This is a genomic window from Massilia sp. BSC265, from assembly GCF_000740675.1.
GTDB lineage: Bacteria > Pseudomonadota > Gammaproteobacteria > Burkholderiales > Burkholderiaceae_D > Telluria.
Map to the genome: position 1 here is coordinate 39,107 of NZ_JPXI01000031.1, position 25,102 is coordinate 64,208.

23 protein-coding genes are annotated in these 25,102 nt (G+C 66.4%); 11 read left to right on the plus strand and 12 right to left on the minus strand.

Annotated elements, in window-relative coordinates; genetic code table 11:
- Positions 1–14: 14 nt before the first annotated feature.
- Entirely contained in the window at positions 15–2,084 is a 2,070-nt protein-coding gene (locus tag MA09_RS10905) for an ATP-binding protein (RefSeq protein ID WP_051933368.1), read from the minus strand.
- A 207-nt stretch (positions 2,085–2,291) separates the two neighbouring features.
- On the opposite strand from MA09_RS10905, the gene MA09_RS10910 reads away from it, so the two are divergent.
- From MA09_RS10910 to MA09_RS10920, 3 genes are read left to right on the plus strand one after another with little or no spacing between them, the layout of a single operon-like run.
- Entirely contained in the window at positions 2,292–2,690 is a 399-nt protein-coding gene (locus tag MA09_RS10910) for a GntR family transcriptional regulator (protein ID WP_036248127.1), read from the plus strand.
- Positions 2,687–3,436 (plus strand): ABC transporter ATP-binding protein, encoded by a 750-nt coding sequence (locus MA09_RS10915; protein ID WP_036248130.1) that lies wholly within the window; start codon positions 2,687–2,689, stop codon positions 3,434–3,436. The genes MA09_RS10910 and MA09_RS10915 overlap by 4 nt, the downstream gene beginning before the upstream one ends.
- Positions 3,433–4,860, plus strand: a complete 1,428-nt coding sequence (locus tag MA09_RS10920; RefSeq protein WP_036248133.1) for a hypothetical protein — start codon at positions 3,433–3,435, stop codon at positions 4,858–4,860. The genes MA09_RS10915 and MA09_RS10920 overlap by 4 nt, the downstream gene beginning before the upstream one ends.
- Before the next feature lie 7 nt (positions 4,861–4,867).
- Here the strand turns inward: MA09_RS10920 and MA09_RS10925 are convergent, their stop codons facing one another.
- From MA09_RS10925 to MA09_RS10945, 5 genes are all read right to left on the minus strand, one after another.
- Positions 4,868–5,758 (minus strand): bile acid:sodium symporter family protein, encoded by an 891-nt coding sequence (locus tag MA09_RS10925; protein WP_036248136.1) that lies wholly within the window; start codon positions 5,756–5,758, stop codon positions 4,868–4,870.
- Between the two features lie 164 nt (positions 5,759–5,922).
- Complete coding sequence (locus MA09_RS10930; RefSeq protein ID WP_036248138.1) at positions 5,923–6,921, minus strand: hypothetical protein; 999 nt, start codon at positions 6,919–6,921, stop codon at positions 5,923–5,925.
- 50 nt (positions 6,922–6,971) lie between these two features.
- Positions 6,972–8,237 (minus strand): diguanylate cyclase domain-containing protein, encoded by a 1,266-nt coding sequence (locus MA09_RS23680; RefSeq protein WP_051933369.1) that lies wholly within the window; start codon positions 8,235–8,237, stop codon positions 6,972–6,974.
- Positions 8,238–8,354: 117 nt separating this feature from the next.
- Entirely contained in the window at positions 8,355–10,100 is a 1,746-nt protein-coding gene (gene ggt / locus MA09_RS10940; RefSeq protein ID WP_036248140.1) for a gamma-glutamyltransferase, read from the minus strand.
- 35 nt (positions 10,101–10,135) lie between these two features.
- Positions 10,136–10,552 carry a hypothetical protein gene (locus tag MA09_RS10945; protein WP_229440661.1) on the minus strand — a complete coding sequence of 139 codons (417 nt, stop codon included), beginning with the start codon at positions 10,550–10,552 and terminating at the stop codon, positions 10,136–10,138.
- A gap of 202 nt (positions 10,553–10,754) precedes the next feature.
- On the opposite strand from MA09_RS10945, the gene pstS reads away from it, so the two are divergent.
- Positions 10,755–11,792: a phosphate ABC transporter substrate-binding protein PstS gene (gene pstS / locus MA09_RS10950; RefSeq protein WP_036248142.1), complete on the plus strand. Its 1,038-nt coding sequence runs from the start codon at positions 10,755–10,757 to the stop codon at positions 11,790–11,792.
- A 133-nt stretch (positions 11,793–11,925) separates the two neighbouring features.
- The gene (locus tag MA09_RS10955) at positions 11,926–12,567 is read left to right on the plus strand and encodes a response regulator transcription factor (protein ID WP_036248144.1); all 642 of its coding nucleotides are present in this window, start codon (positions 11,926–11,928) and stop codon (positions 12,565–12,567) included.
- On the opposite strand, the gene MA09_RS10960 is transcribed toward MA09_RS10955, so the two are convergent.
- Entirely contained in the window at positions 12,564–14,075 is a 1,512-nt protein-coding gene (locus MA09_RS10960) for a dienelactone hydrolase family protein (RefSeq protein WP_036248147.1), read from the minus strand. The genes MA09_RS10955 and MA09_RS10960 overlap by 4 nt on opposite strands.
- Positions 14,076–14,221: 146 nt before the next feature.
- Here MA09_RS10960 and MA09_RS10965 point away from each other — a divergent pair, with 146 nt between their 5' ends.
- The 5 genes from MA09_RS10965 (at position 14,222) to htpX (ending at position 20,702) form a co-directional block, all read left to right on the plus strand.
- On the plus strand, positions 14,222–16,963 hold the full coding sequence (locus MA09_RS10965) for an EAL domain-containing protein (protein ID WP_051933370.1): 2,742 nt from the start codon (positions 14,222–14,224) through the stop codon (positions 16,961–16,963).
- A gap of 203 nt (positions 16,964–17,166) precedes the next feature.
- Entirely contained in the window at positions 17,167–17,730 is a 564-nt protein-coding gene (locus tag MA09_RS10970) for a manganese efflux pump MntP family protein (protein ID WP_036248150.1), read from the plus strand.
- A gap of 62 nt (positions 17,731–17,792) precedes the next feature.
- A complete protein-coding gene (locus MA09_RS10975) occupies positions 17,793–18,107 on the plus strand; it encodes a hypothetical protein (protein WP_036248153.1) in 315 nt (104 codons plus the stop codon).
- A gap of 129 nt (positions 18,108–18,236) precedes the next feature.
- Positions 18,237–19,796 carry a TerC family protein gene (locus MA09_RS10980; RefSeq protein ID WP_036248157.1) on the plus strand — a complete coding sequence of 520 codons (1,560 nt, stop codon included), beginning with the start codon at positions 18,237–18,239 and terminating at the stop codon, positions 19,794–19,796.
- A gap of 33 nt (positions 19,797–19,829) precedes the next feature.
- Positions 19,830–20,702 (plus strand): protease HtpX, encoded by an 873-nt coding sequence (gene htpX, locus MA09_RS10985; RefSeq protein ID WP_036248159.1) that lies wholly within the window; start codon positions 19,830–19,832, stop codon positions 20,700–20,702.
- A gap of 43 nt (positions 20,703–20,745) precedes the next feature.
- Here htpX and MA09_RS24570 read toward each other — a convergent pair whose 3' ends face one another.
- From MA09_RS24570 to yghU, 4 genes are all read right to left on the minus strand, one after another.
- Entirely contained in the window at positions 20,746–20,961 is a 216-nt protein-coding gene (locus MA09_RS24570) for a hypothetical protein (RefSeq protein WP_152594623.1), read from the minus strand.
- Positions 20,962–21,202: 241 nt separating this feature from the next.
- A complete protein-coding gene (locus MA09_RS10995; RefSeq protein WP_229440663.1) occupies positions 21,203–21,838 on the minus strand; it encodes an exopolysaccharide biosynthesis protein in 636 nt (211 codons plus the stop codon).
- A 123-nt stretch (positions 21,839–21,961) separates the two neighbouring features.
- A complete protein-coding gene (locus MA09_RS11000) occupies positions 21,962–22,441 on the minus strand; it encodes a VOC family protein (protein ID WP_036248163.1) in 480 nt (159 codons plus the stop codon).
- Between the two features lie 120 nt (positions 22,442–22,561).
- Positions 22,562–23,398 (minus strand): glutathione-dependent disulfide-bond oxidoreductase, encoded by an 837-nt coding sequence (gene yghU / locus MA09_RS11005; RefSeq protein ID WP_036248166.1) that lies wholly within the window; start codon positions 23,396–23,398, stop codon positions 22,562–22,564.
- A gap of 179 nt (positions 23,399–23,577) precedes the next feature.
- Between yghU and MA09_RS11010 the strand changes: the two genes are divergently transcribed.
- Positions 23,578–24,003: a GNAT family N-acetyltransferase gene (locus tag MA09_RS11010; RefSeq protein ID WP_036248169.1), complete on the plus strand. Its 426-nt coding sequence runs from the start codon at positions 23,578–23,580 to the stop codon at positions 24,001–24,003.
- A gap of 104 nt (positions 24,004–24,107) precedes the next feature.
- Here MA09_RS11010 and rpoH read toward each other — a convergent pair whose 3' ends face one another.
- Positions 24,108–24,998 (minus strand): RNA polymerase sigma factor RpoH, encoded by an 891-nt coding sequence (gene rpoH, locus MA09_RS11015; RefSeq protein ID WP_036248171.1) that lies wholly within the window; start codon positions 24,996–24,998, stop codon positions 24,108–24,110.
- Positions 24,999–25,102: the final 104 nt, after the last annotated feature.

Genomic DNA, 25,102 nt, shown 5'->3' on the forward strand with positions numbered 1-25,102 from the left:
CTCTGCCGACCACCCTACGCGAGTGGAAGCCAGACGGTGAAGGTGGAGCCTTCGCCCGGTCCTGCGCTGTGCGCCTGTACTTCGCCGCCATGCAGCGCCACCATGGTCCGCACCAGCGCCAGGCCGATGCCCAGGCCGCCCTGCGAACGGTCCGGGGTGCGCTCGGCCTGGGTGAACAGATCGAAGACCTGCGGCAGCAACTGGCGGTCGATCCCGATCCCGTTGTCGGCCACGCAGATCCGCACGCGCGACGCCTCGCGTGTCACCCGCAGCACGATGGTGCCGCCGCGCGGCGTGTATTTCGCCGCATTGTTGAGCAGGTTGGTGATCACCTGGATCAGCCGGGTCGGGTCGCCGTCCACGCGCGCGCCCGGGGCTTCCATCTCGATCGAGAAGGCATGCTCGCGCAGGGCGATCAGGGGACGCGACTGCTCGACGGCGCTGGCGACGATCGGCTCGATCGCGATGATGTCGCGGTCGAGCTTGATCAGTCCGCGCGTCACGCGCGAGACGTCGAGCAGGTCGTTCACGAGCGAAGTCATGTGCCGTACCTGGCGCCCGATCACTTCGCTCGACGCCCGGATCCGCTCGGGCGCCGTGGCAATCTTGAGCACCTCGGCGGCGGCGGCGATCGGCGCCAGCGGGTTGCGCAGTTCATGCGCCAGCATGGCCAGGAACTCGTCCTTGCGCCGGTCCTGCTCGCGCAGGGAGCCGTACAGCCGGGCGTTCTCGAAGCCGTTGGCAGCGATCGAGGCCAGTTGCACGAGGATGGCTTCGTCCTGCTCGGTGAAATCGCCCTCGGCCTTGTCCGAAACCTGGATCAGCCCGATGTTCCTGCCCTTGCGGTCGATGAGCGGCACCGCTAGCCAGCCGCGCATGGCAGGGTGGCTGGCGGCGTGCTCGCCGAAACCTCTCCAGGCCGGGTGCGCTTCCAGTTCCGCCTGGGTCAGGCGCATCGGCGTATTGGTGCGGCAGACCTCGGCATAGATGCCGCTGCCGTCGGTCTTGGCATCGTACGCGGCATAGGATGCGTATTTCTCCGACAGCGACACGGCATTGATCGCCTGCGCCCAGTTCTCGCCTTCGGTCAGCGACACGACCGCCTGGTGGACGTCGAGGATGGCGCGCACTTCCTGCACCAGGGCCTCGGCGATGTCGGGCATCGACAGCACCGTGTGCAGCGACCGCGAGGCGCTGGCGACCTTGGCCAGCAGCGCCGACTGGCGCTGCTCGCGGTCGAGCCGCATGGCCAGGCCTTCCTGTGCCATGACACTGTCGTGGATGTCGCGGTTGGCGCCGACCCATTCACGCACCTCGCCTTCGGGGCCGAGGATGGGGATGCCCTTGACGGCGGTCCAGCGGTACGCGCCGTCGGCGCGGCGCAGACGGTACTCGGTTTCGAAGACCGACCGGTTCGCGACGCACTGCAGCCATATCTGGCGGGTGCGTTCGCGGTCGTCCGGGTGGACCGCGTCGAGCCAGCCGAACTCCTTCCATTCCTCGTAGGTCTGTCCGGTGAATGCACGCCACGAGGGCGAGTCTTCGAGCACGCGGCCGTCGGACGTATTGGTCCAGACGATCTGGGAACTCGCCATCGCCAGGGTACGAAAGCGTTCTTCGCGTTCGCGCAGGGCAGTCTCCGCCTCGACACGTTCGGTGATGTCCTCGTGCATCAGCATGACTTCGACAACCGTGCCCTGCTTGTCCTTGATGGGATGGGCGCGTGCGGTGACCCAGCGCGCCCTGCCAGGCTGGCCGATGGCAGCGGTGTCGTAGTGGATCGCGGGGATCGTGACCGATTCGCCACCCAGGGCGCGCTCGAGATAAGGAGCGAGACCAGCGGCGACGACCTGGGGGTCATGCAGGACGTTGTATTCCCTGCTCAGCACATAGCGCTTGGCCTCGCTGCCTTCATAGATATGCCACAGCGTTTCCCAGGCCTTGTTGACGCGTACCGTGTAGCCGGCAGGATCCAGGATCTGAATACTGCCGGGACCTTGTTCGAACAGTTCCTGGAACCGTACTTCGAGGTTGGCGTGAAGGTCCGTATCGGGATGTCCGAGCGGGTCTGAACTGAGCGGCATGGAAGGTCTGAATTGTCTGGATAAGGAGCCGGTCGAGCCGAGTGACTGCGAATGATGTCACACATTCGTATCTGCCGTGCATTTCTTTGTTTTCCGTGCAAGGCCGCGCGGCGGCAGGCTTAGTTACCACGCATTAAATAGACTGGAAAGCTTGACAAGGAGAATCGCCCCGTCTACTGTATTAATCACCTAATACACCTATACACAATGACGATCCATACCGCCCAGCTGTTTTCGATCACGCCCGGTTCGACCGAACCGATCTACCGGCAGCTCGTGGAGCAGGTACGGCGCCTGGTGGCCGGCGGCCAGATGGCGTCCGGCGACGAGCTGCCCTCGGTGCGCGAGGTGGCCCAGGCGCTCGCCGTCAATCCCATGACCGTCTCCAAGGCCTACGGCCTGCTCGAGACCGAGGGCCTGCTGGCGCGCCGGCGCGGCCTCGGCATGCTGGTGGCCGAGCGCCCGCGCGCCGCGCGCAGCAACGCGGAACGGGCCGCGCTGCTGCGCCCGACCCTGGAGCGGGCCGCGCGCGAGGCCCGCGAGCTCGAGCTCGACCCCGACACCGTCCTTACCCTTTTCACCCACATCCTGAAGGAAGAATCGTGACTGCACCCATCATCCAGCTGCACGGCGTCGCCAAGTACTTTGGCAGCAACATCGTGTTGAGTGGCCTCGACTGGCAAGTCCGGCAGGGTCAGGTCATCGGCCTGCTGGGCCGCAACGGCGCCGGCAAGTCGACGCTGATGGAATGCCTGCTTGGCCTGCGCGAACTCGACGCCGGCAGCGCGCGCCTGTTCGGCGAGGAGGTCGGCGCGCTGTCGGACGCCACCCGCGCCCGCATCGGCTACGTGCCGCAGAAACCCGGCCTGTTCGAATGGATGACCCCCAGGCAGATGCTGGACTACTTCAAGGCCATGTACCCGCGCTGGAACGGGGTGAAGGTCGATGCGCTGCTCGAGCGCTGGGGCTTCGGCCCGCTGGAGTTGGGCAAGCCGATCGGCCGCATGTCGGGCGGCGAGCAGCAGCGCCTGTCGATCATCCGCGCGCTGGCGCACGATCCGGAATTGCTGGTGCTGGACGAGCCGGTGTCGGCGCTGGATCCGGCCGGGCGGCGCGCTTTTCTCTCCGAACTGGTCGACGGCGTGATCGAACGCGGCACCACGGTCGTGTTTTCGACCCACATCCTGACCGACCTGGAGCGGGTGGCGCTCGATGTCGCCTTCCTCAAGGATGGCCGCATCGCGCTGCAGGGGCAGCTGGACGACTTGCTGGAAGGGGCGCGCAACACGGCCGAGGGCCGGCGCGCCGAGCCGGTGAGCCTGGAAGACCTGTTCATCGAGGTGACCCAATGAACAGCGTGATGCATGCGCGCCTGCGCGACTACCGGATGCTGTGGCATGCCGCGGTCACCCATCCCAACCCGCATCTGTCCGGCATCATCCGCTGGGGCGCGATGATCGCCGTGATCGTGTTCGGCGCCGCGCTGACGGCGAAGGACGGGCCACGCGCCGGCCTCGCCGTGCTGTGGTGTGGGGCTTCCATCTTGCTCCTGCTGAACTGGGCCTGGCGCTTCATGCCGGGCGCGGCCAAGCTCAACACGCCCGCCAATGCGCAGCTGGTCCCGCAGATGCGCGGCCGCCTGGTCGAGCTGTCCAGCCTCGTGTGCTTTGTGGGCATTATCGGCATCGCCAGCGCGCCGTATGGCGATGCGAGCCAGCTCGCGGGCCGGCTGTTCTGGATCGTGTTCCTGACAGTCGGGATTGGTCTTGCCGCGGCAGGCCACCAGGCTGGTAGTGCGATTATCTCGGCCAGCTTGTTCAGCTCGGTGTTCCTTGACAAGTTGCCGACGGCGTTGCCCGCCATGCTGTCCCATCCGCTGGCCGTCGTGCTGTCCTTGCCCGTGTACGCCGTCGTGATCGTCGTGGCGGCGCGCGCCATGTTTCCGCAAGCGGGCGAGCGCCACTGGAACATGCTGGCCCGGCGTTCACGCTGGACAGCCGCAGCCGGGAAGGGCGAGCCGCTGGTCGAGCAGGTGGCCGGCAAGCAGGCCAGAAGCTGGTATGCCGCGTCGCTGCGCCGCCACTGTGCCCGGCGCGACGGTTCGCGGCTGGTCCTCGATGCGCTGGGGCCCGCCCGTCACCTGGGCGAGATCGTGGCGGCCCTCGGTCTGATGACCCTGGTCCTGCTGGCGACCGGCATCTTCGCCAGCTGGCGCGCCGGTCCCGGCTTCATGCCGGACCTCGGCTGGCTGTTCGCATGCATACTGCTGTTCATCCCGGTGTCGCACGGCCTGCGGCTGGGCGAGCTGTCCGGCAGCCACGCCGCCGAACAGGCGCTGGTGCGCCTGGCACCGGCGGCACCGAGCCAGGCCGGCGCATTCAACGTCCGGCTTGGGCGGTCCCTGATGCTGCAGGTGCTGACGGGATGGATGCTGACCACCGGCGCGGTCCTGATGCTGGCGGTGCTCGGTGGAGCAGGGCCCACCGCGCTGCTGCGCGCCGCCAGCCTGTGCTGCATGGTCCTGCCGATCGTGGCGGTTCCGCTGCGTAATCACGCCAGCCGGAGGGGAAGCGCCGCCGGCGGGGCGGCGACACTGTTCTTGATCTCGCTCGTGGAAAGCCTGCCTCTCGGGATGGCGGTGAATGCCTTCACGGGCATGCCTGTGCTGCCGGTGGCGGCGCTGGTCAGCATCGGCTTCACCATCGTGGTGGTGATGCGCAGGCTGCGCGCCATGCGGAGCGCGCCCTGCGCCTTCCCGGCAGGGCGCATGGATTGACGCTACTTCAGCTGGACGCCGGCGCCGCCGCGCCGGCAGCCGTTTTGCGACCCAGGATGAGGAAACCGAAGGCGGTGGCGAACACGTACATGCTGACCGAGTAGATTGCCGCCGGCAGCATCAGCTGGAAGTCGCCCAGCACCGACACCGCGACGAAGATCGCCAGCGTCGAGTTGTGGATGCCGATCTCGTAGCCGATGGCGATGGCGTTCGGCTTGTCCAGGCCCAGCATGCGCGGCACGTAGTAGCCCAGGCCCAGGCTGAGGATGTTGAAGAGGATGACGGCCAGGCCGATCGAGGCGAAGGAGGTGGTGATCGCCGTCCACTCCTTGGCGATGGCGATGACGGCAAGCAGGGCCAGCACGGCCATCGAGAAACGCTTCATCGGCTTGTCCATGCGAGCGGCGAAGGCCGGCGAGCGGCTCTTCACGAACATGCCGATCGCCACCGGGATCAGCACGATGACGATCACCTCGATCACCTTGGCGGTCTGCATCGGCACCACCTGGCCGCTTTTCGCAAACGTGTCGATCGCGAAGTTGGCGATCAGGGGCAGGCTGACGATCGACAGCACGGTGTTGATCGCGGTGAGCGAGATGTTCATGGCCACGTTGCCGCCGAACAGGTGGCTGAACAGGTTGGCGGACACGCCGCCCGGCGAGGCCGCCAGCAGCATCAGGCCGACCGCATAGACCGGCGCCACGCCCAGGCCGACGATCAGGCCGTAGCAGATTGCCGGCAGCACCATGGCCTGCAGCACGAGGGCCAGCACCACGGCTTTCGGGTGGCCGAGCAGGCGGCGGAAGTCGGCGAGGGTGAGGGACAGGCCCAGTCCGAACATGATCAGCGCCAGTGCGCCGATCAGCAGGGTGGGCAACAGGGTGATGAAGTTGCTCATGCGTGTCTCCGTTATTGTCGTTTGTGTGGTCGTGCATCTGCCGCACGCCGTCATGACAGTGTAGTGCCTGGATGAGCTGTATGGACGAAAAAAAGCGGCGCCGCCTGGCGGGCGCCGCATGGGGCACCAAACCGGGATGGAAAACGGACGCAGGTGGCGGCGCTTCAGCGCACCGCGTTCGCTTCGTGCAGCACGGCCTGCCAGTCGGTGTTGTACAGGGTGCCGATCAGGCGCCCCGTGTTGCTGGTCGGCTCGATGCGCTTGTGCGTCAGCTCACCCATGACATGCGAGCCGTCTCCCACGTAGACCGTCATGAACTGGATGTCGGAACGCGGACGCGACTTGTCGACCAGGTCGGGGTTGACGATCATGCGGCCGCCGTCGTCGACGTACAGCGGCCGGTCGGTATTCGACAGCACGAACATATAGCCCTTGCGCAGGACCGTCATGCCTTTCCAGCTCCCGTTCGGCTGGCGTGTGCCGATCTCGTCCGGATCGTTGACGGTAATCTCGAGGACCGGGCCTTCGCCCGGGGTGTGATGGGTGCCGTCGGGGTAGCGTTTCGTTGCCGGGTCGCCGAGGCGGATCGGATAGGCGATCAGCCTGAGCCTGCCCGGTAGGGCATGCCCGAGCGGCCCCCGGTTGTCGTGCTTGAAATCGGCGAACCAGACCAGGCTCGCGCCGCGGATGCCGTCCAGCGCGGGATGCTGCAGCACGCGCGTGGCAACCGTCTCGAGCTTGCGCTGCAGCTGTGCAAACTCCGGTTTCTTCTGGTTGCCGCTGAAATGCGCAGGCTTGGCCACGATGTTGCCGAGGGCATCGGTATCGGGCGTGCTGCCCCGCGTTGCGGCATCCGGCCGGCTCCAGTAGTCCGCGATGTAGTCGCCGTAGAAGACGGTGCCGTCCCCGAGGCGCATGCGTGGAGGCTGGGCGCCCGCGCGGACGTAGGCGGGCCTGGCGGCTGGAGCGGCCGGGCTTGTCGTCGTGCCCGCAATGTGATTCTGCGCGGGCCTGGCGGCCCCGTCGGAGATCGCCTGCACGGCGCCGCCCACGACTTGCCTGGCCAGGCTGTTGAGGAAGTCCTTGGCCACGGCCGGTTGGGCCGCGGCCAGGGTGGCGCAAAGCGTTGCAAGCAGGGCAGGGAAATAGGGTCGCTGTGTCATACCGGTCCGTGGTGTGGGCAGTCCGGCATGCACTCTAGCCCTGGCGCCTGCTAGAAAACAGCCCCCGTCGTGGGGGAGCCGCCCGACATCGCGGGTGCGGCATGCCCCGTGCTGCCGTGCACGGAACGAGAGGGGCACACTTCGGCGCACGCGAAGGACAGCATGCCGCGGCCGCCATGCTTGGACGCGTAGAGCGCGTTGTCGGCGGCCTGCATCACTCCCTCCAGGCCGGCGCCGTTCAGGGGAAAGCTTGCCGCGCCGATGCTGGCGCCGACCACGTTGTCCGCCAGGCGCGGATGCAGGGAAGGGTACAGGCAGTCGATCAGGCGCCGGCCGACGCTGGTGACTTCGTTGCGCGAGAACTCGCCTTCCATCAGCACCACGAATTCGTCGCCGCCGATGCGCGCCAGGAATTCGCCGCCGCGCAGGACCGACTGGAAGCGGCGCGCCACTTCCGTCAGCACCTCGTCCCCGTCCGCGTGGCCATGGGTGTCGTTGACGGCCTTGAAGCGGTCCAGGTCGATGGCCAGCAAGGTGAAGGGTTTGCCGCTGCGCTGGCTCCTGGCTACCACGCTGCGCGCCCAGCAGTCGAAGAAGCGCCGGTTCGGCAGGCCGGTGAGGGCGTCGTGAGAGGCTTCCATGGCGAGGCGCCTGGCCAGCTCGTTGTTGCGGCGCGCAGCCGCCGACAGCGAGCGCCAGGCGTAGACGGTCATGGCCACCACGGTCGAGAGCATCAGGACCAGGATCACGGCCGCGCGCAGCAGGCGGTCGTTGAAGTCGTCCATGAGCGCGTCCCGGGTCACGCGCAGCCGGGCCACCTCTTCCTGGATCAGCTGGCGGGCTTCGCGCATCTTGGCGCGGCCGAAGCCTTCGCGCACGATGGCCAGGGCAGCGGCATCGTCGCCGCGCTTCTTGAGCTGCACGGTGCGCTCGAGCTCGTCCAGCTTGCTCTCCGTGATCAGGGCCAGCTTGCGCACGCTGGCGAGGAACGCCGCGTCGTGGTAGCCGGACTGTTCGGCCTGCGCCAGGTCGGCCCTGACGCTGCTGCGTCCCAGCTGGTAGGGTTCGAGGTAGGCCGGGTCGCCGGTGAGCACGAAGCCGCGCTGCCCGGTCTCGGCATTGAGCAGGTTCATCAGGACGTTGCGGACCTGGATGCGCGCCGTGTCGTTCTGCCTGAGCTGGCCCATCGCATGGCGCAGGTCGATGACTTCGCGCACGAAAAAGATGCTCATCGCCGTGATGATGACGAGCGCGAGGACCAGGGTGATGACACTCCGGCGGATCGGCAAGGCCGGCACGACGTAGGAGGTGGGCATAACAATATGGATAGTGCGGATGCCCGTATGTTATCCCAACGTAAGATCATTCCTACATAGACTTGTTATTTTGGCTAGGAAAGATTTTGAACACGTGTGAAATGCCCAACAGCGGTATCAATGCGCGCGTCGCTGGACCAAAGCAGTGCCGACACCATGGCGCTTGCCTTCGCTGACGGCGGTGACGGTGCCGTCCGGGTTGAACACCAGGGCATTGGCCGCACCGATTTCTTCCGGCGCCGCCTCCCATCGGTGGCCCAGGCGCTCGAGCGCGCGCGCCCCTTCGCTGCCGGGAAAGCCCGGCTCGATCGAGGTGGCGTCCCCGTTGCGCTCGGAGATGCGCGGCGCGTTCACGGCCTGGTCCATCGGCATGCCGAGGTCGATGTGGTTGAAGATCGTCTGCAGGACCGTCGTGATGATGGTCGAGCCGCCGGGGCTGCCGATGGTGAAGGCCGGCTTGCCGTCCTTGAGGGCGATGGTCGGCGCCATGCTCGAGCGCGGGCGCTTGCCGGCTTCGGGCACGTTCGGGTGCGGGCCGCTGAAGTCGAAGTCGGTCAGCTCGTTATTCAGCAGGAAGCCGTAGCCCGGCACGACGATGCCGCTGCCGCCCCAGGATTCGATGGTGAAGGTATAGGACACCACGTTGCCCTCCATGTCCGAGACCGTCAGGTGGGTGGTGTGGGCGTTTTCCAGTTGGAGCCTGGCCGACTGGGGGCGCAGCGGCACGCTCTGGTCGCGCTGGTAGCCGTAGGGGTCGCCGGCCGCCACCTTGCGCGCCGCCTGCGGGCCGATCAGCTTGCGCCGCGTCGCCGCGTAGTCCTTCGACAGGATGCCGGCCACCGGCGCGTCGATGTATTCAGGGTCGGCCAGGTAGGCGTTGCGGTCGGCGAAGGCCAGGCGGCTGGCCTCGATGTACAGGTGCTCGGCCTGGGCGCGCGGCAGCGTCTTCAGGTCGTAGCCTTCCAGGATATTGAGCGCTTCCGCGACGGTCGCGCCGCCGCTGCTGGGCAGCGGCATGCCGTAGATGTCGTAGCCGCGGTAGCTCGTGCGCAGCGGCGGGCGGATACGCGCCTCGTAGTTGGCCAGGTCGGCCATCGTCATGCGGCCCGGGCGCGCGCGCTTGCCCGGAGCGAGGGGCGGCTTGTTGACGGCGTCGACGATGGCGCGCGCGAGCGGCCCCTCGTAGAAGGCCTTGACGCCGCCTGCGGCGATTTCGCGGTAGGCCTTGGCCATGCCGGGATTGCGGATCAGGGTGCCTGGCTGCACGGCCTTGCCGTTGCGCAGGTAGAGCGCGCTGGTGGGCGCATAAAGCTGAAATTTTCTTTCATTTTGGGCTGTTAAATGACTAAATATTTCAGTCACCCGGTAGCCTTTTTCGGCGACCTCGATGGCCGGCGCCAGCACTTGCTGGAAGCGCATGGTGCCGTAGCGCTCCAGCGCCTCGTGCCAGCCGCGCACGGTGCCGGGCACGCCCACCGCGGCGCCGCTGGCGATGGCCGTTTCGTAGTCGACCGGCTTGCCGTTCTCGAGGAAGGCCTGGGGCGTGAAGCTGGCCGGCGCCGTCTCGCGGTGGTCGATGGTGATGACGCGCTTGTCCTTGGCCAGGTAGATCACCATGAAGCCGCCGCCGCCGATGCCGCAGCTGAACGGATCGGTGACGCCCAGCGTGGCCGCCGCAGCGACCGCCGCGTCGATGGCATTGCCGCCCCCGTTCAGGATGGCGAGTGCCGATTGCGATGCCTGTTCGCTGATGGTGGCGACCGCGCCGCCGGTGCCTGTCGCTACCGGCGTCTTCGCCGCTGCGAGCGGTGCGTTCAGGACGATGGACAAGGTCAGCCCGCAAGCGAGCAGGGTCGCCTTCATGTGGTCTTCCTCTTTCGGCGCTTACTGTGTGCGCATCATTGCGCGTACATGTTGAAAGTCACCGGATAGGATACTGGTGCAGCCCCGGCCACGCCGCGCGGCGGCAGCGGCGTCAGGTGGTCGAGCTGGATCAGCGATCCGCGCAGCGCCGGCGACATGTAGCCGGGCCGGCCCGGCACCAGGTAGAAGCCCTGGGCCACGTTACCGATGCGCATCGTGAAGCGGTAGGCCAGCTGGCCCGGCCAGACGCAGCGCGCATTGTCCGGGCAGCGGCTGTCTTCCGCGCCTTCATACGTGATCGTGAGGCGCTCGCCCAGCGGCAGCACCTGGCGCTCGGTCATCGTGTAGCGGGCCTCGGGCAGGCGGTCCTGGGTGGTGGAGCAGCCGGCCAGGGAACCGGCAATGGCGGTGGCGGCGCAGCCGAAGGAGAGAACACGGAGCAGGGTGTGCATGCGATGTCCATCGGGTTGTTTTTTTGGAACGTCCATCATAGCAAACCTGCCCGCGGTGGTCGCGCACATACGCCCTGGCGGGGTCGATGCATGTCACGGCGATGTTATTCACGAGGTCACATTGCGGTCATATTCGCGGACTAGACTTCGTCGCGTGGTCCAAAACACACCTCCATCAACCAGGAATAGGAATAAGACGCCAATGTTCAAGAAGATCCTCGCCGCTGCAGCCACCACTGCCGCCGTGCTCGCGATGTCGACCGCTTTCGCCGCTGACATGACCGGCGCCGGCGCGACCTTCCCGTACCCGATCTACGCCAAGTGGGCCGAGTCGTACAAGGCTGCCACCGGCAACGGCCTGAACTACCAGTCGGTCGGTTCGGGCGCCGGCATCAAACAGATCAAGGCCAAGACTGTGGACTTTGGCGCCTCGGACATGCCGCTGAAAGCCGAAGAGCTGGAAGAAGCAGGCCTGATGCAGTTCCCGGCCATCATGGGCGGCGTGGTCGCCGTGGTCAACGTCGAGGGCGTCCAGCCGGGCCAGCTGAAGCTGACCGGCCCGGTGCTGGCCGACATCTACATGGGCAAGATCACCAAGTGGAACGCCCAGCCGATCGCCGCGCTGAACCCAGGCGTGAAACTGCCGGACGCCGACATCACCGTCGTGCACCGCGCCGACAGCTCGGGCACCTCCTTCCTGTTCACCGACTACCTGTCGAAGACCAGCCCTGACTGGAAGAACAGCATCGGCGCCGGCACCACCGTGAAGTGGGCCGTGGGCGTGGGCGGCAAGGGCAACGAAGGCGTCGCCGCCAACGTGCAGCGTATCAAGGGCGCGATCGGCTACGTCGAGTGGGCCTACGCCAAGAAGAACAAGCTGTCGCACACCCAGCTGAAGAACAAGGACGGCACTTTCCTGCAGCCTGACGACGAGGCCTTCAAGGCCGCCGCCGCCGGCGCCGAGTGGACCAAGGCACCGGGCTTCGGCGTGGTGCTGACCGACCAGCCAGGCAAGCAGAGCTGGCCGATCACCGGCGTCTCGTACATCCTGATGCACAAGACCCAGGCCAACGCCGAGAAGGGCACCGAAGTCCTGAAGTTCTTCGACTGGGCCTTCAAGAACGGCGCCCCGGCTGCCGCCGAGCTGGACTACGTGCCGATGCCGGCATCGGTCGTCAAGCTGGTCCAGGCCAACTGGAAAGCCAGCCTGAAGGATGCATCGGGCAAGGCGATCTACTGATCTCCTGAATCGACGCGGCGCTGACGTAGGGTGGGCGGCCATGCCGCCCACGCGTTCAACTCACGTAAGCAGGCCGCACATCCATTCTTGCTCTGTCTGAACGCGTGCTCGGCAAAGCCGAGCACCCTACATTATGACTACCGCCAATACGATCGTTCTCGTGGTCGACGACAAGCCGGCCATCGCCGAGCTGCTCAAGTATTCGCTGCACGAAGACGAGTGGATCTGGCATAGCGTGCCGAGCCTGGCGCAGGCCTGGGATTTCATCGGGCGCGAACGCCCCGAACTGCTGCTGCAGGAATCGATGCTGCGCCAGGAGGGCGGCATGCGTTTGCTGGCACGCCTGCGTGGCACCAGGGCCCTGCGCGAAAAACCGGTGATCCTGCTCGCCGCCGACTGCACGGACGGCGAACGCACCGCGCCGCCGCCGCCACCGGTCTCCGACTTCATCCCCCAGCCGCCGCCGGAAGAAGCCCCGGACGAGCGCCTGCTGCGCCTTGGGCGCCTGGTGCTCGATCCGCTCAGCTGCAGCGTCCGCGTGGGCAACCACAAGGTCGAGGTGCGCCATGCCGAATACCGGCTGCTGCGCTTCCTGCTGTGCCATCCGGGCCAGGTGTTCTCGCGCGCCCAGCTGCTCGAGCACCTGTGGGAATCGCACGACACGCTCGACCAGCGCACCGTGGACGTCCACGTGCTGCGCCTGCGCAAGGCGCTGGGACGCGCCAAGTCCCTGATCAAGACCGTGCGCGGCGCGGGTTACATGCTGTCGGCCTAGGAGCCGGCACGCAGGGCCTTGATGCGCGCGATCGCATTCGTCTGGTTCTTGTCCACGGCGACCGCCTTCTCGTAGGCCGCGATCGCCTGCGCCTTGTCTCCCAGCGCCTCCCAGGCTTCGCCTTCGCTGTCCCAGGCGTTGCCGTATCTCGGCTCGATATGGGTCGCCAGCTTGAACAGTTCGACCGCACCACGTGCATTCTTGCCGTGCAAGAGCTGGTAACCCAGGGTGTTGAGGTTGAGGGGGCTCAGCTCGAAGTCGGCGGAGCCGGCCCGCATCCGCGCATAGATCGCCTGCGCATCCCGGTAGCCGGCGCCGGCGAACGCACGCAAGAAAGCGGCTTCGCTCGGCACCGCGGCAGCCGCCGGCTGGAAGCGCAGCGCCATTACCTGCGGCGCGATGCCATGTTTTGCCGGCGACTGCCGGATGAAGGCCATCGCCTTGTCATCCTGCTTCAGGTAGGCGTCGAGGAAGCGGTGGACATACAGCGCCATGGTGCGGTAGGCCTGCACCACGTCGGCGCGCCGGTAATCGCCGAAGCCGTCCTCGCCACGAAAACGCATTTCCCACGAGCTGAAGTGCCCGTGTTGCATCGGGTGCATGGTGCCGAAGTAGACGTCCGAGTACTTCATGCCGTTGAGATAGCTGGCGACCAGCCTGTCTTTCAGCGCGAGTTCCTCGAAGGGCAGCGCCGCAGCGCCCAGGGACAGCATCGGCACCGCAGTGCGCGCCGGCCGCACATAGCTGGCAGCGCTCCAGATCTTCTGGTGGAAGCGGATGGAGCCGTCCAGGCTGACCAGCGCCTTGATGCGGCCGGAGCGCGCGGCGGCGAACACGTTGGCCAGGCCGCCCCAGCTGAAGCCCACCACCGCGACCTTGTCCAGGTCGGCCTGCGGCAGGCTGCGCGCATGGTTGACCAGGAAGGCGATGTCCGCCGCCTGCGCTTCCACGCCCTCGACGTCCTCGGTCATGACGACCGAGCGTGCGCCCAGGCTGCGGCTGGCGATGACCACATAGCCCTGGCTGGCCAGGTACTCGCACAGGTCCACGTTCTCATCCGCCTGGGCGGCGAAACTGGGCGCGTAGATCAGCACGGGGTACTTGCCGGCGGCAGGGGCGGCATCGCGCACGGCCATGGTCGCGGTCTCGTAGACGGACTTCTGAGGACCCGTCATCCAGGCGGTCCGCTGCTTCGCGGCTTCGCTCGCAGGCAAGCCGAAGTCCACGTCGGACAGGACAACCTGGCTATAGTCCGCGATCCGCATCGGCGCGGCTTCCGTGCGCCCGGCCGGATACCAGACCAGGGCCTGGATCGGCCGGGCCGGGGGCGTGGCGACTGGCTTGCCGAAGGCGTCGGCCTGCTCGTCCATCGCACGGCTGTAGTCGTAGTGCTGGACCACGCGCAGGCCGACGGCGTGCGGGCCGGCGTCGGGCGTCAGGGGCGCCGGGGCGGCAAGCACGTGGGCATGGGCGCTGAAGCCCAGGATCAGGATGGCGGTTTTTTTCATCGGGTCTGCTGTATTGATGGAAACGACGCTCATCCTACGTTGCGTTCGCCGCTGAAAATGCGCGGTTTGTCACCTTGGCGATGTCATCGGGATGACATCATTGCTAAGTAGACTGGCGGCAACTTTGCGTTTTTGACCCTGTCTGCATGAGCATCCACGCTGCCGTCCGCACCGCCTCCCGCACCTATTCCCACCACAGCGGCTACCTCGTCTTCATCTGGCCGGCCCTGGCCGTGCTCCTGTGCGCAGCACTGTGGATCGCCACCGTGGTGCGCTCCGACGCCGAGCACGAGCGCGCCGAGACCCAGGCGCGCAAGGATGCCAGCGCGTATGCCGAGGCCTACGAGCAGTACATCACCCGCTCGGTCGGCCAGATGGACCAGGTCACCATGCAGCTGAAGTTCAGCTGGGAAAAGAGCCGCAACCTTGGCCTGCTCGACGAGCTGCGCCGCGACGGCATGTTCACCGATGCCGCCTTCAGCGTGGTCGCGATCGTCGACCGGAACGGCCTGGTCCAGGCTTCGACCCGGCCGGCGCTGATCGGCAGCGACCTGTCCGCGGGCCCTTACTTCGTCCAGCACCGCAACCACATCTCGACCGCGCTGCGCATCGGCACGGCGCCGCCGCGCTTCACCAGAGAGGGCGACGAGGGCGACCTGGTGCTGTTCACGCGTCGCCTCGATACCCGCGACGACGAGTTCGACGGCATCGTGCTGATGGCCATGGATGCGCGTTATTTCACCTCCTTCGTCAGCCCGGCCACGCTGGGCGTGGGCGGCGTGGTGGCGCTGGCCGGCAGCGAAGGGCGCCTGCGCGCGGAGCAGCGCAGCGACGGAGCAGCCTTCCTCGACAGCAGCGACAAGCTGCTGCCGGCACACGAGGACCTGTGGGCGAGCGAGCGTGGCGTGCGCCTCGTGCAGGGACAACATGGTTTCGCCGACGGCCAGGCGCGCGTGCTCGGCTGGCGCCACTCGAGCGCCTATCCGCTGGTGGCACTGGTCGGCCTGTCGCACGCCGCCGCGCTGGAAGCCGCGCAGGCGTCCTGGATCGACAGCCGCGACCGCGCCATCGTCATCAGCGCCTGCCTGCTGCTGCTTGGCGCCGCCGGCGCGGTGCTGGCGCGGCGCGCGGTGCTGCGCGAGCGCGAGCAGGAAGAAGTCCAGCGCGCCTACCGCACCGCGACCGAAAGCGGCAACGACGGCTTCTACATGGCGGCCGCCGTGCGCGACCGCGAGGGCGAGATCACGGACTTCCGCATCGTCGACTGCAACGAGCGCGGCGCCTTCTTCTACGGCCTGACGCGCGCCACGCTGATCGGCAGCAGCCTGTCGCAAATCGACAGCGCCCTGTTCGGCGAAGCCCTGCTCGACACCTACCGCAAGGCGATGGAGGCCGGCTTCCACGAAGACGACCGCAGGATGCCCCTGGACAACCGCCTGAACATCAGCTGGGGACGGCGGCGCCTGGTGCGGGTCGGGAACGGGCTGGCGGTGACGCTGCAGGACATCAGCGAGCGCAAGGCCCACGAGACCCAGCTGGAGCGCCTGGCCAACGAAGACGTGCTGACGGGCCTGGCGACGCGCCACGCTTTTCTCGCCGCGATGCCGGCGATCCTGGCGCAGGCCGGCAGCACCGGCTCCGGCCTGGCGCTGCTGTTCATCGACCTCGACGAGTTCAAGCACGTCAATGACACCCACGGCCACGCCACCGGCGACCAGCTCCTGAGGTCGGCGGCAGCGCGCCTGCTGTCGCTGCTGCGCCCGACCGACCAGGTAGCGCGCTTCGGCGGCGACGAATTCCTGGTGCTGCTGCACCCCTGCGAAGGCGAGCGCCAGGCAGCCTCGGTGGCGGCCCGCATCGTCGAGGCCTTCAGCGTGCCCTTCCTGATCGGCGACGAGCTGCACGCGGTGGGCGCATCGATCGGCATCAGCATGTTCCCGCGCGACGGCGAGGATGCCGAGACCCTGGTGCGCCACAGCGACATCGCCATGTACGCCGGCAAGAACGAGGGCAAGGGGCAGTACCGCTTCTTCGACCCGGCCCTGTCGAACAGCCTGAACTCGCGGGCGCGCCTGAAGCAGCGCATGCTGGAAGCGATCGAACACGACCAGTTCGCCCTGGTCTACCAGCCGCGCGTGCACGCCCGCAGCGGCGAGCTGCTGAGCATGGAGGCGCTGATCCGCTGGCAGCACCCGGAACTGGGCGTGGTATCGCCCGCCGAGTTCATCCCGCTGGCGGAGAGCACCGGCCTGATCGTGCGTATCGGCGAAGTCGTGATCGACAAGGCCTGCGCCCAGCTGGCCGCCTGGCGCGAGGCGGGCGTGGAACTGGTGCCGGTCTCGATCAACGTCTCTCCCAAGCAGTTCCTGCGCGGCGGCGTGCAGCGCCACCTGAGCTGCGCCATGGCGCGGCACCGCATACCGCCCAGCCTGATCGAGGTCGAGATCACCGAGTCGGCCATGATGGGCGACCACGACGATATCCTGGCCGAACTCGCTTCCTTGCGCGCGTTGGGCGTGAAACTGCACGTGGACGACTTCGGCACCGGTTACTCCTCGCTGTCGCAGCTGCAGCGCCTCAAGATGGACGTGCTGAAGGTGGACCGCGCCTTCACCACCGAACTGGGCAACTCGAAAGAGGGCAAGGTGTTCTTCCAGGCGATCGTGTCGATGGCGCATGCACTCGGCATGTCGGTGGTGGCCGAAGGTGTCGAGACCGAGGAGCAGCTCGACATCCTGCGCGGCCTGGACTGCAACGAGGTGCAGGGCTACTACATCGCGCGTCCGGTAGCGGCGGCCGAGATGGCGGCGATGATGCGGCGCCGCTTCCTGCTCGGGCAGGGCGCGCTTGCGTCCGGTTCGCTTGCGCCGGAGGTTGTTTCCTTCTAGAATGCCCGCACCCTTTGGGGAGTAGCCTCTTCCCGCGCAACGCGGGAGGGCCCGTGTCAACATACTCGCTTCGCTCAGTTTCTTTCGCTGAAGCGTGGCGCGGGCGACCTAGCGGTTGGCGAGACCATCGGCCCATCCGCGCCAACTCGGGCGCGCGGATGCGCCTTTGCGCTCTACCCGAACCCAGCCCGACCGGAACCAGCATGACCTTCACCGCCCTCATCTTCCTCGCCCTCGCGATGTCGACCGACGCCTTTGCCGCGGCCATCGCCAAGGGCGCCGCCCTGCGCAATCCGGGGCTCCCGCAGGCGCTGCGCATCGGCCTGCTGTTCGGCTGCATCGAGACCATCACCCCGCTGATCGGCTGGGGCCTCGGCTCGCTGGCCGCCGACGCCATCCGCCAGTGGGATCACTGGATCGCCTTCGTCCTGCTGCTGGGACTGGGCGGGCGCATGCTCTGGCTGTCCTTCGCCGACGAGGACGAAGAAGAAGAGGGCGCCGGCGCGCAGAGCCTGCTGGTGCTGGTGCTGACGGCGGTGGCGACCAGCATCGATGCGATGGCGGTCGGCGTGGGGCTGGCCTTCGTGGACGTCTCGATCGTCCATGCGGCGGCGGCGATCGGCGTGGCCACCACGGTGATGGTGACCATCGGCGTACTGCTCGGGCGGCGCCTGGGCGCAGCGGTGGGTCGCCACGCCGAGCGCATCGGCGGGGTGGTGCTGGTGCTGGTCGGCACGACCATCCTGATCGAACACCTGTCGCATTGAGGCCGCAGCAAAGCAGGCGCGGCCCCATGCTATACTGGCCAGGTCATGTGTTTCCTCATCGTATGAGACGAATCCTCGTCATCTTCCTGATCCTGCTGTTCCCGCTGAACGTGATGGCGCTGTCGATGTCCGTGTCGATGGCGCAGCAGGATGGCGCCTCCGCGCATGCCGGCGTGGCATCCGGCGATGCCTTCCAGGGCGATACCCACCCCGACATCGATCCCGACGAACCGCCTGCGGCCGAACTGCATGACCTCATGTACCAGGACGGCTGCCTTCAGCTCGCCGTGCTTGCTGCCGCTGTCGTTGCGCCGCACGCTGCGGCGCCGTACTGCTTCTCCCTTCCGCCTCCCGACAAGCCGCCCCGCCTCGCCTGACGCGGGAGCTTTGCTCCGGCATCCGTCCGGTTCGCGCCGGGCGGCGCCGCACGCGCCTGCCTGCCTCCGGACGCTTCCTCCGGCCGCGGCCGGCGGCCACACTCTTTCAAATTTGACAAGGCAAGCAAGATGGAATGGCTAATGGACCCCTCGATCTGGGTGGGTTTGCTGACCCTGGTGTTCCTGGAAATCGTCCTGGGCATCGACAACCTGATCTTCATCGCAATCCTGGCGGACAAGCTGCCGCCGCACCAGCGCGACAAGGCGCGCATGCTGGGCCTGTCCCTGGCCATGGCGATGCGCCTCGGCCTGCTGACGATCGTCTCCTGGCTGGTTACCCTGACCACGCCCCTGTTCTCGCTCGGCTCCTTGTCCTTTTCGGGGCGCGACCTGATTCTCCTCATCGGTGGCCTGTTCCTGCTGTTCAAGGCCACCGTCGAGCTCCACGAGCGCCTCGAAGGCGTGGTCCACGTCCAGTCCGGGAACAAGGTGTATGCCGGCTTCGCCGCCGTGGTGGCGCAGATCGTGGTGCTCGACGCCGTGTTCTCGCTCGATGCGGTGATCACGGCCGTCGGCATGGTCGACGAGCTGGGCGTGATGATGGCGGCCGTGATCATTTCGATCGGCGTCATGATCCTGGCTTCGAAGCCGCTGACCCGCTTCGTCAATGCGCACCCGACCGTGGTGGTGCTGTGCCTGAGCTTCCTCCTGATGATCGGCCTGAGCCTGGTCGCCGAAGGGCTCGGCTTCCACATCCCGAAGGGCTACCTGTATGCGGCGATCGGCTTCTCGGTGCTGATCGAAACCCTGAACCAGTTCGCGCGCCGTAACTTCCTGAAGAACGAGGCGCGCCTGCCATTCCGCGAGCGGACCGCCGACACCGTGCTGCGCCTGCTGGGGAAGCGCCGCCATGACCTTGAAGCGGCGCCGGAAGAAGGGCAGGTACAGGACGACAGTTTCGCCGTCGAGGAGCGCAACATGGTCAGCGGCGTGCTGACCCTGGCCGACCGCTCGATCCGCTCGGTGATGACGCCGCGCGCGCAGATGTCCTGGGTGAACCTGGACCAGGCGCCGGCCAGCATCCTGCGGCAGCTGCAGGAAACCCCGCACAACCAGCTGCCGGTCTGCCGCGGCGACGTCGACCAGGTGGTGGGCGTGGCCCGGACCAAGGACCTGATCGGCGCGCTGCTGCTGCACCGGCGCATCGACCCGTCGGACACGGTGTTGCTGCGCAAGCCGATCTACCTTCCCGATACCGCCGGCGTGCTCGGCGCCATGGAAACGCTCAAGCGCGCCCGCGGCCAGCTGGTGCTGGTAGCCGACGAATACGGCGTCATCCAGGGCCTGCTGACCCCGATCGACATCCTGGAGGCGATTGCCGGCGAGTTCCCCGACGAGGACGAACAGCCGGCCATCCGCCAGCAGGGGCCGGACCGCTGGGAGGCCGACGGCAGCGCCGACCTGCACCTGCTCGAGCAGGCATTGCAGACCGATGCGCTGGTCGGCGGCGATGCCGGCTACACCTCGCTGGCCGGCTTCCTGCTGGCGCGCTTCGAAACCCTGCCTGCCGCCGGCCAGGCCGTCGACGTGAATGGTCTGCGCTTCGAGATCCTGGCCGTGGAAGACAGGCGCATCGTGCGGGTCGCGATTCTCCGCCTCGACCCGCAGGCCGAAGACGCCGCAAGCTGACCACCCATTACTTTTGCTATTGAAGGAAATTACATGAAACGCATCGTCCTGTTCCTCGCCACCAACCTGGCCGTCGTCCTGGTGCTGAGCCTGAGCGCCAGCCTGCTCGGCGTGAACCGCTTTCTCACAGCAAACGGGCTCAACCTCGGCATGCTGCTGGCCTTCGCGGCCCTGATGGGCTTCGGCGGCGCCTTCATCTCGCTGTGGCTGTCCAAGCCGATCGCCAAATGGTCGACCGGCGCGCGCGTCATCGCCCAGCCGGCCAATGCCACCGAGGCCTGGCTGCTCCACACGGTGGAGGCGCAGGCGCGCAAGGCCGGCATCGGCATGCCGGAAGTGGCCGTGTACGAGGGCGAGCCCAACGCCTTCGCCACCGGCGCCACCCGCAACGGTTCGCTGGTGGCGGTCTCCACCGGCCTGCTCGCATCGATGTCGCAGGAAGAAGTGGAAGCCGTGCTGGCGCACGAGGTGGCCCACATCGCCAACGGCGACATGGTGACGCTGACCCTGATCCAGGGCGTGGTCAACACCTTTGTCGTGTTCCTGGCCCGCGTGGTCGGCTACGCCGTCGACCAGATGCTGCGCCGGAACGACAGCGAACAGTCGGGACCGGGCATCGGCTACATGGTGACGGTCGTGGTCTGCGAGATCCTGTTCGGCATCCTGGCCAGCATCATCGTGATGTATTTTTCGCGCCAGCGCGAATTCCGGGCCGACCGCGGCGCCGCGCGGATCCTGGGACGTCCGCAGCCGATGGTCGCGGCGCTGCGGCGCCTGGGCGGGCTGGCCGAAGGCGAGCTGCCGAAGAACATGGCCGCGTTCGGCATTTCCGGCAAGGGTGCGCTGTCGCTGTTTTCCAGCCATCCGCCGATCGAGGCGCGCATCGCGGCATTGCAGGCGCAATGAGTGCGCCGGGCGCGGCTATCGGTGGGCAACCTGCCGGCCGCGCTCAGCGAAGGGGGCGGGGCTGCCGGCGGCGGTCGCGCTGGCGAAAGTGTTCGGGAGAGCACAGGACGCGCAGCGCTACCCGGCGAGGCACCCCGACCTGTTCCATGAACAGCAGGGCAGGGTGGACGCCATGACGGGCGCACAGCTTCAGCCCTTCATCGACCTGGCCAGCCGTCACGAAATCGGTGCGTGCATCGTTTCTGCTTTGCTCAACCATGTGCTCCCTCCATGCGAGCGAAGGATGCTAGCAGAGCTGTAAACGCACTTAAAGTAATTTCTTAAGAGTGTGCAGTAACTTGATGCTTTAGTAGCTAATTTGCAAAAATTGCCAGTCTGGTATTGCGCACTGTTGGCACCGTCGTTAGTGCCAGCTTGCATGTTCAAGCAAAGGCTGGTGCGCAGGGGCTGGAACGGAGACGAGCCGGATCGACCCAGCCCGTCGCATGCGGGAAGACAACTCAGCCGGCCATGCGATTGAAGAGCTCGCGCAGTGCGAGGCCACCGCCACCGATGAGCAGGCTGAAATACAGGATGGTGACGATGTTGCTGATGTGACCCAGCAACACGCTGACGCCGTCGCGCTGCAGCAGGCCGATCGCCAGGAACAGCAGCGCGATCGCAGGGAAGGTATTGCTGAATGGAATCAGGCCGAAAGGCATCATCAGCAGCACCGCGCCCAGGATCAGGCCGGCATTGTTGAGATGCTGGATCGGGCCGTGCGCCACCAGCCACTGGATACGGTTGGGCTTGCACACGCGTTCGATCCGGTACAGCCAGGGCAGTGCCTTACGCAGGGCCGGGCGCAGCTTGCTGGTGGAAATCGTCCGGTGCTTCAGTTTTGCCGGAACCCAAAGTTCGCGGCCGAACAGGCGGCTGATGCCGATCAGGAGGATCGCGGCGCCGAACACGGTGCTCACGCCCGGGATCGACACCGGGATCAGGAACACCAGGGTGAGCAGTGCCGTGAGGATCAGCAGGCCTTCGTTGCCGACGCGATGGATCAGTTCGCTCAGGGTGATACCGCCTGGCGGCAGGGAGCGGACCAGGCCGCGGAGTTTCTTGAAAACCGGTTCACCTTGCATGGGTTCTTTCATCTTGCTTCTCATGGTTCCTGGACTGGCAGGCAGCGTGCTGCCTGGTCGAAAGGCAAGAGTATAGTGCAGGACGTCCCGTTTCCGTGTCCGGAATGCCTGGCAATACGCGAATTCCACAGCGGTTCAGCCGCCGCGTGCCGCCTCGATCGCCGCCACGTCGATCTTGCGCATTGTCATCATCGCCTCGAACACGCGTTTCGCCACGGCCGGGTCGGGGTCGGCGATCCCCTCGGTCAGGGCGCGCGGCGTGATCTGCCACGACAGGCCCCATTTGTCCTTGCACCAGCCGCATGCGCTCTCCTGGCCGCCGCTGCCGACGATGGCATTCCACAGGCGGTCGGTTTCTTCCTGGTCGTCAGTCGCGATCTGGAAGGAAAAGGCTTCGGTATGCGGGAAGACGGGGCCGCCGTTCAGGCCGATGCAGGGAATGCCGGCCACGGTGAAGGCGACGGTCAGCACGTCGCCTTGCTTGCCGGCCGGATAGTCGCTCGGTGCACGGAATACCTGGCCGACTGCGCTGTCGGGAATGGTCGCCGCATAGAACTGCGCCGCTTCCAGCGCCGTTCCGTTGAACCAGAGGCAGATCGTGTTCTTGCTCACCATGGCATCTCCAATCGTTGGCAATTCATGCAGGAAGGCCGCGCCAGCATAACGCAAGCGCGCGGCCCTTCGTCAGCTGCCGGGGTCTGGCTTAAGGAAGATCAGCCATGGTGCATGAAGGCATCAATCGAGGTCGGCAGGGTCGTGGCGTTCCGGCACCTGCTCGTCCGGATTGCCGCGCACGCGGTTGACCTTGCGGCCACGGATGACGGCCGGGCGCGCCGCGATCTCGTCCGCCCAGCGGCGCACGTGCCGGTACTCGTGCACGGACAGGAATTCGCCCGCCTCGTACAGCTCGCCGCGCACCATGCCGCCGTACCACGGCCAGATTGCCATGTCGGCGATCGTGTACGTGTCGCCGGCTACATAGCGCTTGTCGGCAAGTTCGCGGTCGAGCACGTCGAGCTGGCGCTTGGTTTCCATCGCATAGCGGTCGATCGGGTATTGCAGCTTTTCCGGCGCGTAGGCGTAGAAGTGGCCGAAGCCGCCGCCCACGAAAGGTGCCGAACCCATCTGCCAGAACAGCCAGTTCATGGTCTCGGCGCGCGCCGGTCCGCTCTTGGGAAGGAAGGCGCCGAACTTCTCGGCCAGGTAGACCAGGATCGAGCCCGATTCGAACACGCGCACCGCTTGCTCGCCAGTACGGTCGACCAGGGCCGGGATCTTCGAATTCGGGTTGATCTCGACGAAGCCGCTCGAGAACTGGGCACCCTCGTTGATCTTGATGAGCCAGGCGTCGTATTCGGCCTGGACGTAGCCGAGGGCCAGCAGCTCTTCCAGCATGATGGTCACCTTGACGCCGTTGGGCGTGGCCAGCGAATACAGCTGCAGCGGGTGCTTGCCGACCGGGAGTTCGGCTTCGTGGGTCGGGCCGGCGACCGGACGGTTGATGTTGGCGAAGGTGCCGCCGGATGAGGCGGGCGGGGTCCAGACTTTCGGTGGGACGTAGGGTTCGGTCATCGGGGGCTCCGTTGGCATCTGGTCAAAGTGCCATTCTAGCCGGGGCATGCAGAACCTGCCGGACGGCGAGGGAGCGGAAAGACGGGCTGCGCGTTGACGAGTCGCCCCTCAACTACAGGTATACTTCGACGACTTCAAGGCCAGGGGGCCGTGAATTCGTATGCAAGGAGATCGCAACGGTGATTCGTCAGATGTGCAACTACGATATGGAAAGAGTGCTGGACATCTGGCTGCGTGCGTCGATCCAGGCGCACGCTTTCATCAGCGAGCAATTCTGGCGTGCGCAGCTCGGCAACATGCGCACCCTGTACCTGCCTGCGGCCACCTCGTATGTGTTCGAACGCGATGGCGGGGTAGCCGGCTTCTATAGCCTGTACGGCGACGCCTTGGCCGCGCTCTTCGTGGATCCGGATCGTCAGGGAGCAGGCATCGGGAGCCTGCTCCTCGCAGATGCCAAAAACCATCGAAGCGGGCTCGAACTGGCGGTGTATTCGGCCAATCACGCAGCCCGGAGATTCTATGAAAGGCATGGTTTCATCGCGGTCGATGAACGGCCGGATGAGCATACGGGGCATCCGGAAACCCTGTTGCGCTGGCAGGCCTAGCGGACGCCGTGAGGCGCTGAGGGTGGGATCGGTGTCACCATCCCGCTAGAAAAAAGAACGGCCCGGCCGCAATGCGACCGGGCCGTTCTTCATGGGGGGCAGGCTTACACGTATGCCGCCAGCGCGCCCTTCATCTTCTTCAGCGCAGCCGATTCGATCTGGCGGATACGCTCGGCCGACACGCCGAACTCCTCGGCCAGCGTGTGCAGCGTGGCGCCCGAACCGTCGTCGTTGGCCAGCCAGCGCGCTTCGACGATGCGGCGCGAACGCGGGTCCAGCTTCGACAGGGCGGTCTCCAGGCCTTCCGACTGCAGGCGGTCGTGTTGCTCGGCCTCCAGCACGCGGGTCGGTTCCTGCTGCTCCGACGACAGGTAGGCGATCGGGGCGAACTTGTCGTCTTCGTCGTCGGTCGGCGATTCGAGGGCGATGTCACGGCCCGACAGGCGGGTTTCCATCTCGATCACTTCCTCGCGCTTGACGTCGAGCATCTTCGCCAGTTCGTCGACCTGGCTTGGGGTCATGGTGTCCAGGCCCTGCTTGTTGCTGCGCAGGTTGAAGAACAGCTTGCGCTGGGCCTTGGTCGTCGCGACCTTCACCAGGCGCCAGTTCTTCAGGATGTATTCGTGCATCTCGGCCTTGATCCAGTGCATCGCGTACGAAACGAGGCGCACGCCCTGGTTCGGATCGAAGCGCTTGACCGCTTTCATGAGGCCGATATTGCCTTCCTGAATCAGGTCGGCGTGCGGCAGCCCGTAGCCGAGATAGCCGCGTGCGATCGACACCACCAGGCGCAGGTGCGACAGCACCAGCTTTTGGGCGGCGTCCAGGTCATTCTTTTCCCGCAGCGATTTCGCCAACGAAACTTCTTCTTCGTGGGTCAGCATCGGCAGGCGGTTGACGGCCGAGATATAGGCGTCGATATTGCCGAGATTGCCGGTGAAACCCAGGTTCAGGGCGCGACTGCCGGCAGGGACCAATGCGGATTGTGCGGACATGTTCATTTCCCTCGTAGTGATCTTGCTGCACCCCCCAATGTGCCACGGACCCATGCCGCGCGACACCAGCGTTACTGCTTGTTACGGGATGCTTTTCCTTGATT

What these genes read in the sequence shown, in the direction of transcription:
- MA09_RS10905 (WP_051933368.1), bottom strand. Translation starts at nt 2,084, where the DNA reads ATGCCGCTCAGTTCAGACCCGCTCGGACATCCCGATACGGACCTTCAC.
- MA09_RS10910 (WP_036248127.1), top strand. Translation starts at nt 2,292, where the DNA reads ATGACGATCCATACCGCCCAGCTGTTTTCGATCACGCCCGGTTCGACC.
- MA09_RS10920 (WP_036248133.1), top strand. Translation starts at nt 3,433, where the DNA reads ATGAACAGCGTGATGCATGCGCGCCTGCGCGACTACCGGATGCTGTGG.
- MA09_RS10925 (WP_036248136.1), bottom strand. Translation starts at nt 5,758, where the DNA reads ATGAGCAACTTCATCACCCTGTTGCCCACCCTGCTGATCGGCGCACTG.
- MA09_RS10930 (WP_036248138.1), bottom strand. Translation starts at nt 6,921, where the DNA reads ATGACACAGCGACCCTATTTCCCTGCCCTGCTTGCAACGCTTTGCGCC.
- MA09_RS23680 (WP_051933369.1), bottom strand. Translation starts at nt 8,237, where the DNA reads ATGCCCACCTCCTACGTCGTGCCGGCCTTGCCGATCCGCCGGAGTGTC.
- ggt (WP_036248140.1), bottom strand. Translation starts at nt 10,100, where the DNA reads ATGAAGGCGACCCTGCTCGCTTGCGGGCTGACCTTGTCCATCGTCCTG.
- MA09_RS10945 (WP_229440661.1), bottom strand. Translation starts at nt 10,552, where the DNA reads ATGCACACCCTGCTCCGTGTTCTCTCCTTCGGCTGCGCCGCCACCGCC.
- pstS (WP_036248142.1), top strand. Translation starts at nt 10,755, where the DNA reads ATGTTCAAGAAGATCCTCGCCGCTGCAGCCACCACTGCCGCCGTGCTC.
- MA09_RS10955 (WP_036248144.1), top strand. Translation starts at nt 11,926, where the DNA reads ATGACTACCGCCAATACGATCGTTCTCGTGGTCGACGACAAGCCGGCC.
- MA09_RS10960 (WP_036248147.1), bottom strand. Translation starts at nt 14,075, where the DNA reads ATGAAAAAAACCGCCATCCTGATCCTGGGCTTCAGCGCCCATGCCCAC.
- MA09_RS10965 (WP_051933370.1), top strand. Translation starts at nt 14,222, where the DNA reads ATGAGCATCCACGCTGCCGTCCGCACCGCCTCCCGCACCTATTCCCAC.
- MA09_RS10970 (WP_036248150.1), top strand. Translation starts at nt 17,167, where the DNA reads ATGACCTTCACCGCCCTCATCTTCCTCGCCCTCGCGATGTCGACCGAC.
- MA09_RS10975 (WP_036248153.1), top strand. Translation starts at nt 17,793, where the DNA reads ATGAGACGAATCCTCGTCATCTTCCTGATCCTGCTGTTCCCGCTGAAC.
- MA09_RS10980 (WP_036248157.1), top strand. Translation starts at nt 18,237, where the DNA reads ATGGAATGGCTAATGGACCCCTCGATCTGGGTGGGTTTGCTGACCCTG.
- htpX (WP_036248159.1), top strand. Translation starts at nt 19,830, where the DNA reads ATGAAACGCATCGTCCTGTTCCTCGCCACCAACCTGGCCGTCGTCCTG.
- MA09_RS24570 (WP_152594623.1), bottom strand. Translation starts at nt 20,961, where the DNA reads ATGGTTGAGCAAAGCAGAAACGATGCACGCACCGATTTCGTGACGGCT.
- MA09_RS10995 (WP_229440663.1), bottom strand. Translation starts at nt 21,838, where the DNA reads ATGAAAGAACCCATGCAAGGTGAACCGGTTTTCAAGAAACTCCGCGGC.
- MA09_RS11000 (WP_036248163.1), bottom strand. Translation starts at nt 22,441, where the DNA reads ATGGTGAGCAAGAACACGATCTGCCTCTGGTTCAACGGAACGGCGCTG.
- yghU (WP_036248166.1), bottom strand. Translation starts at nt 23,398, where the DNA reads ATGACCGAACCCTACGTCCCACCGAAAGTCTGGACCCCGCCCGCCTCA.
- rpoH (WP_036248171.1), bottom strand. Translation starts at nt 24,998, where the DNA reads ATGTCCGCACAATCCGCATTGGTCCCTGCCGGCAGTCGCGCCCTGAAC.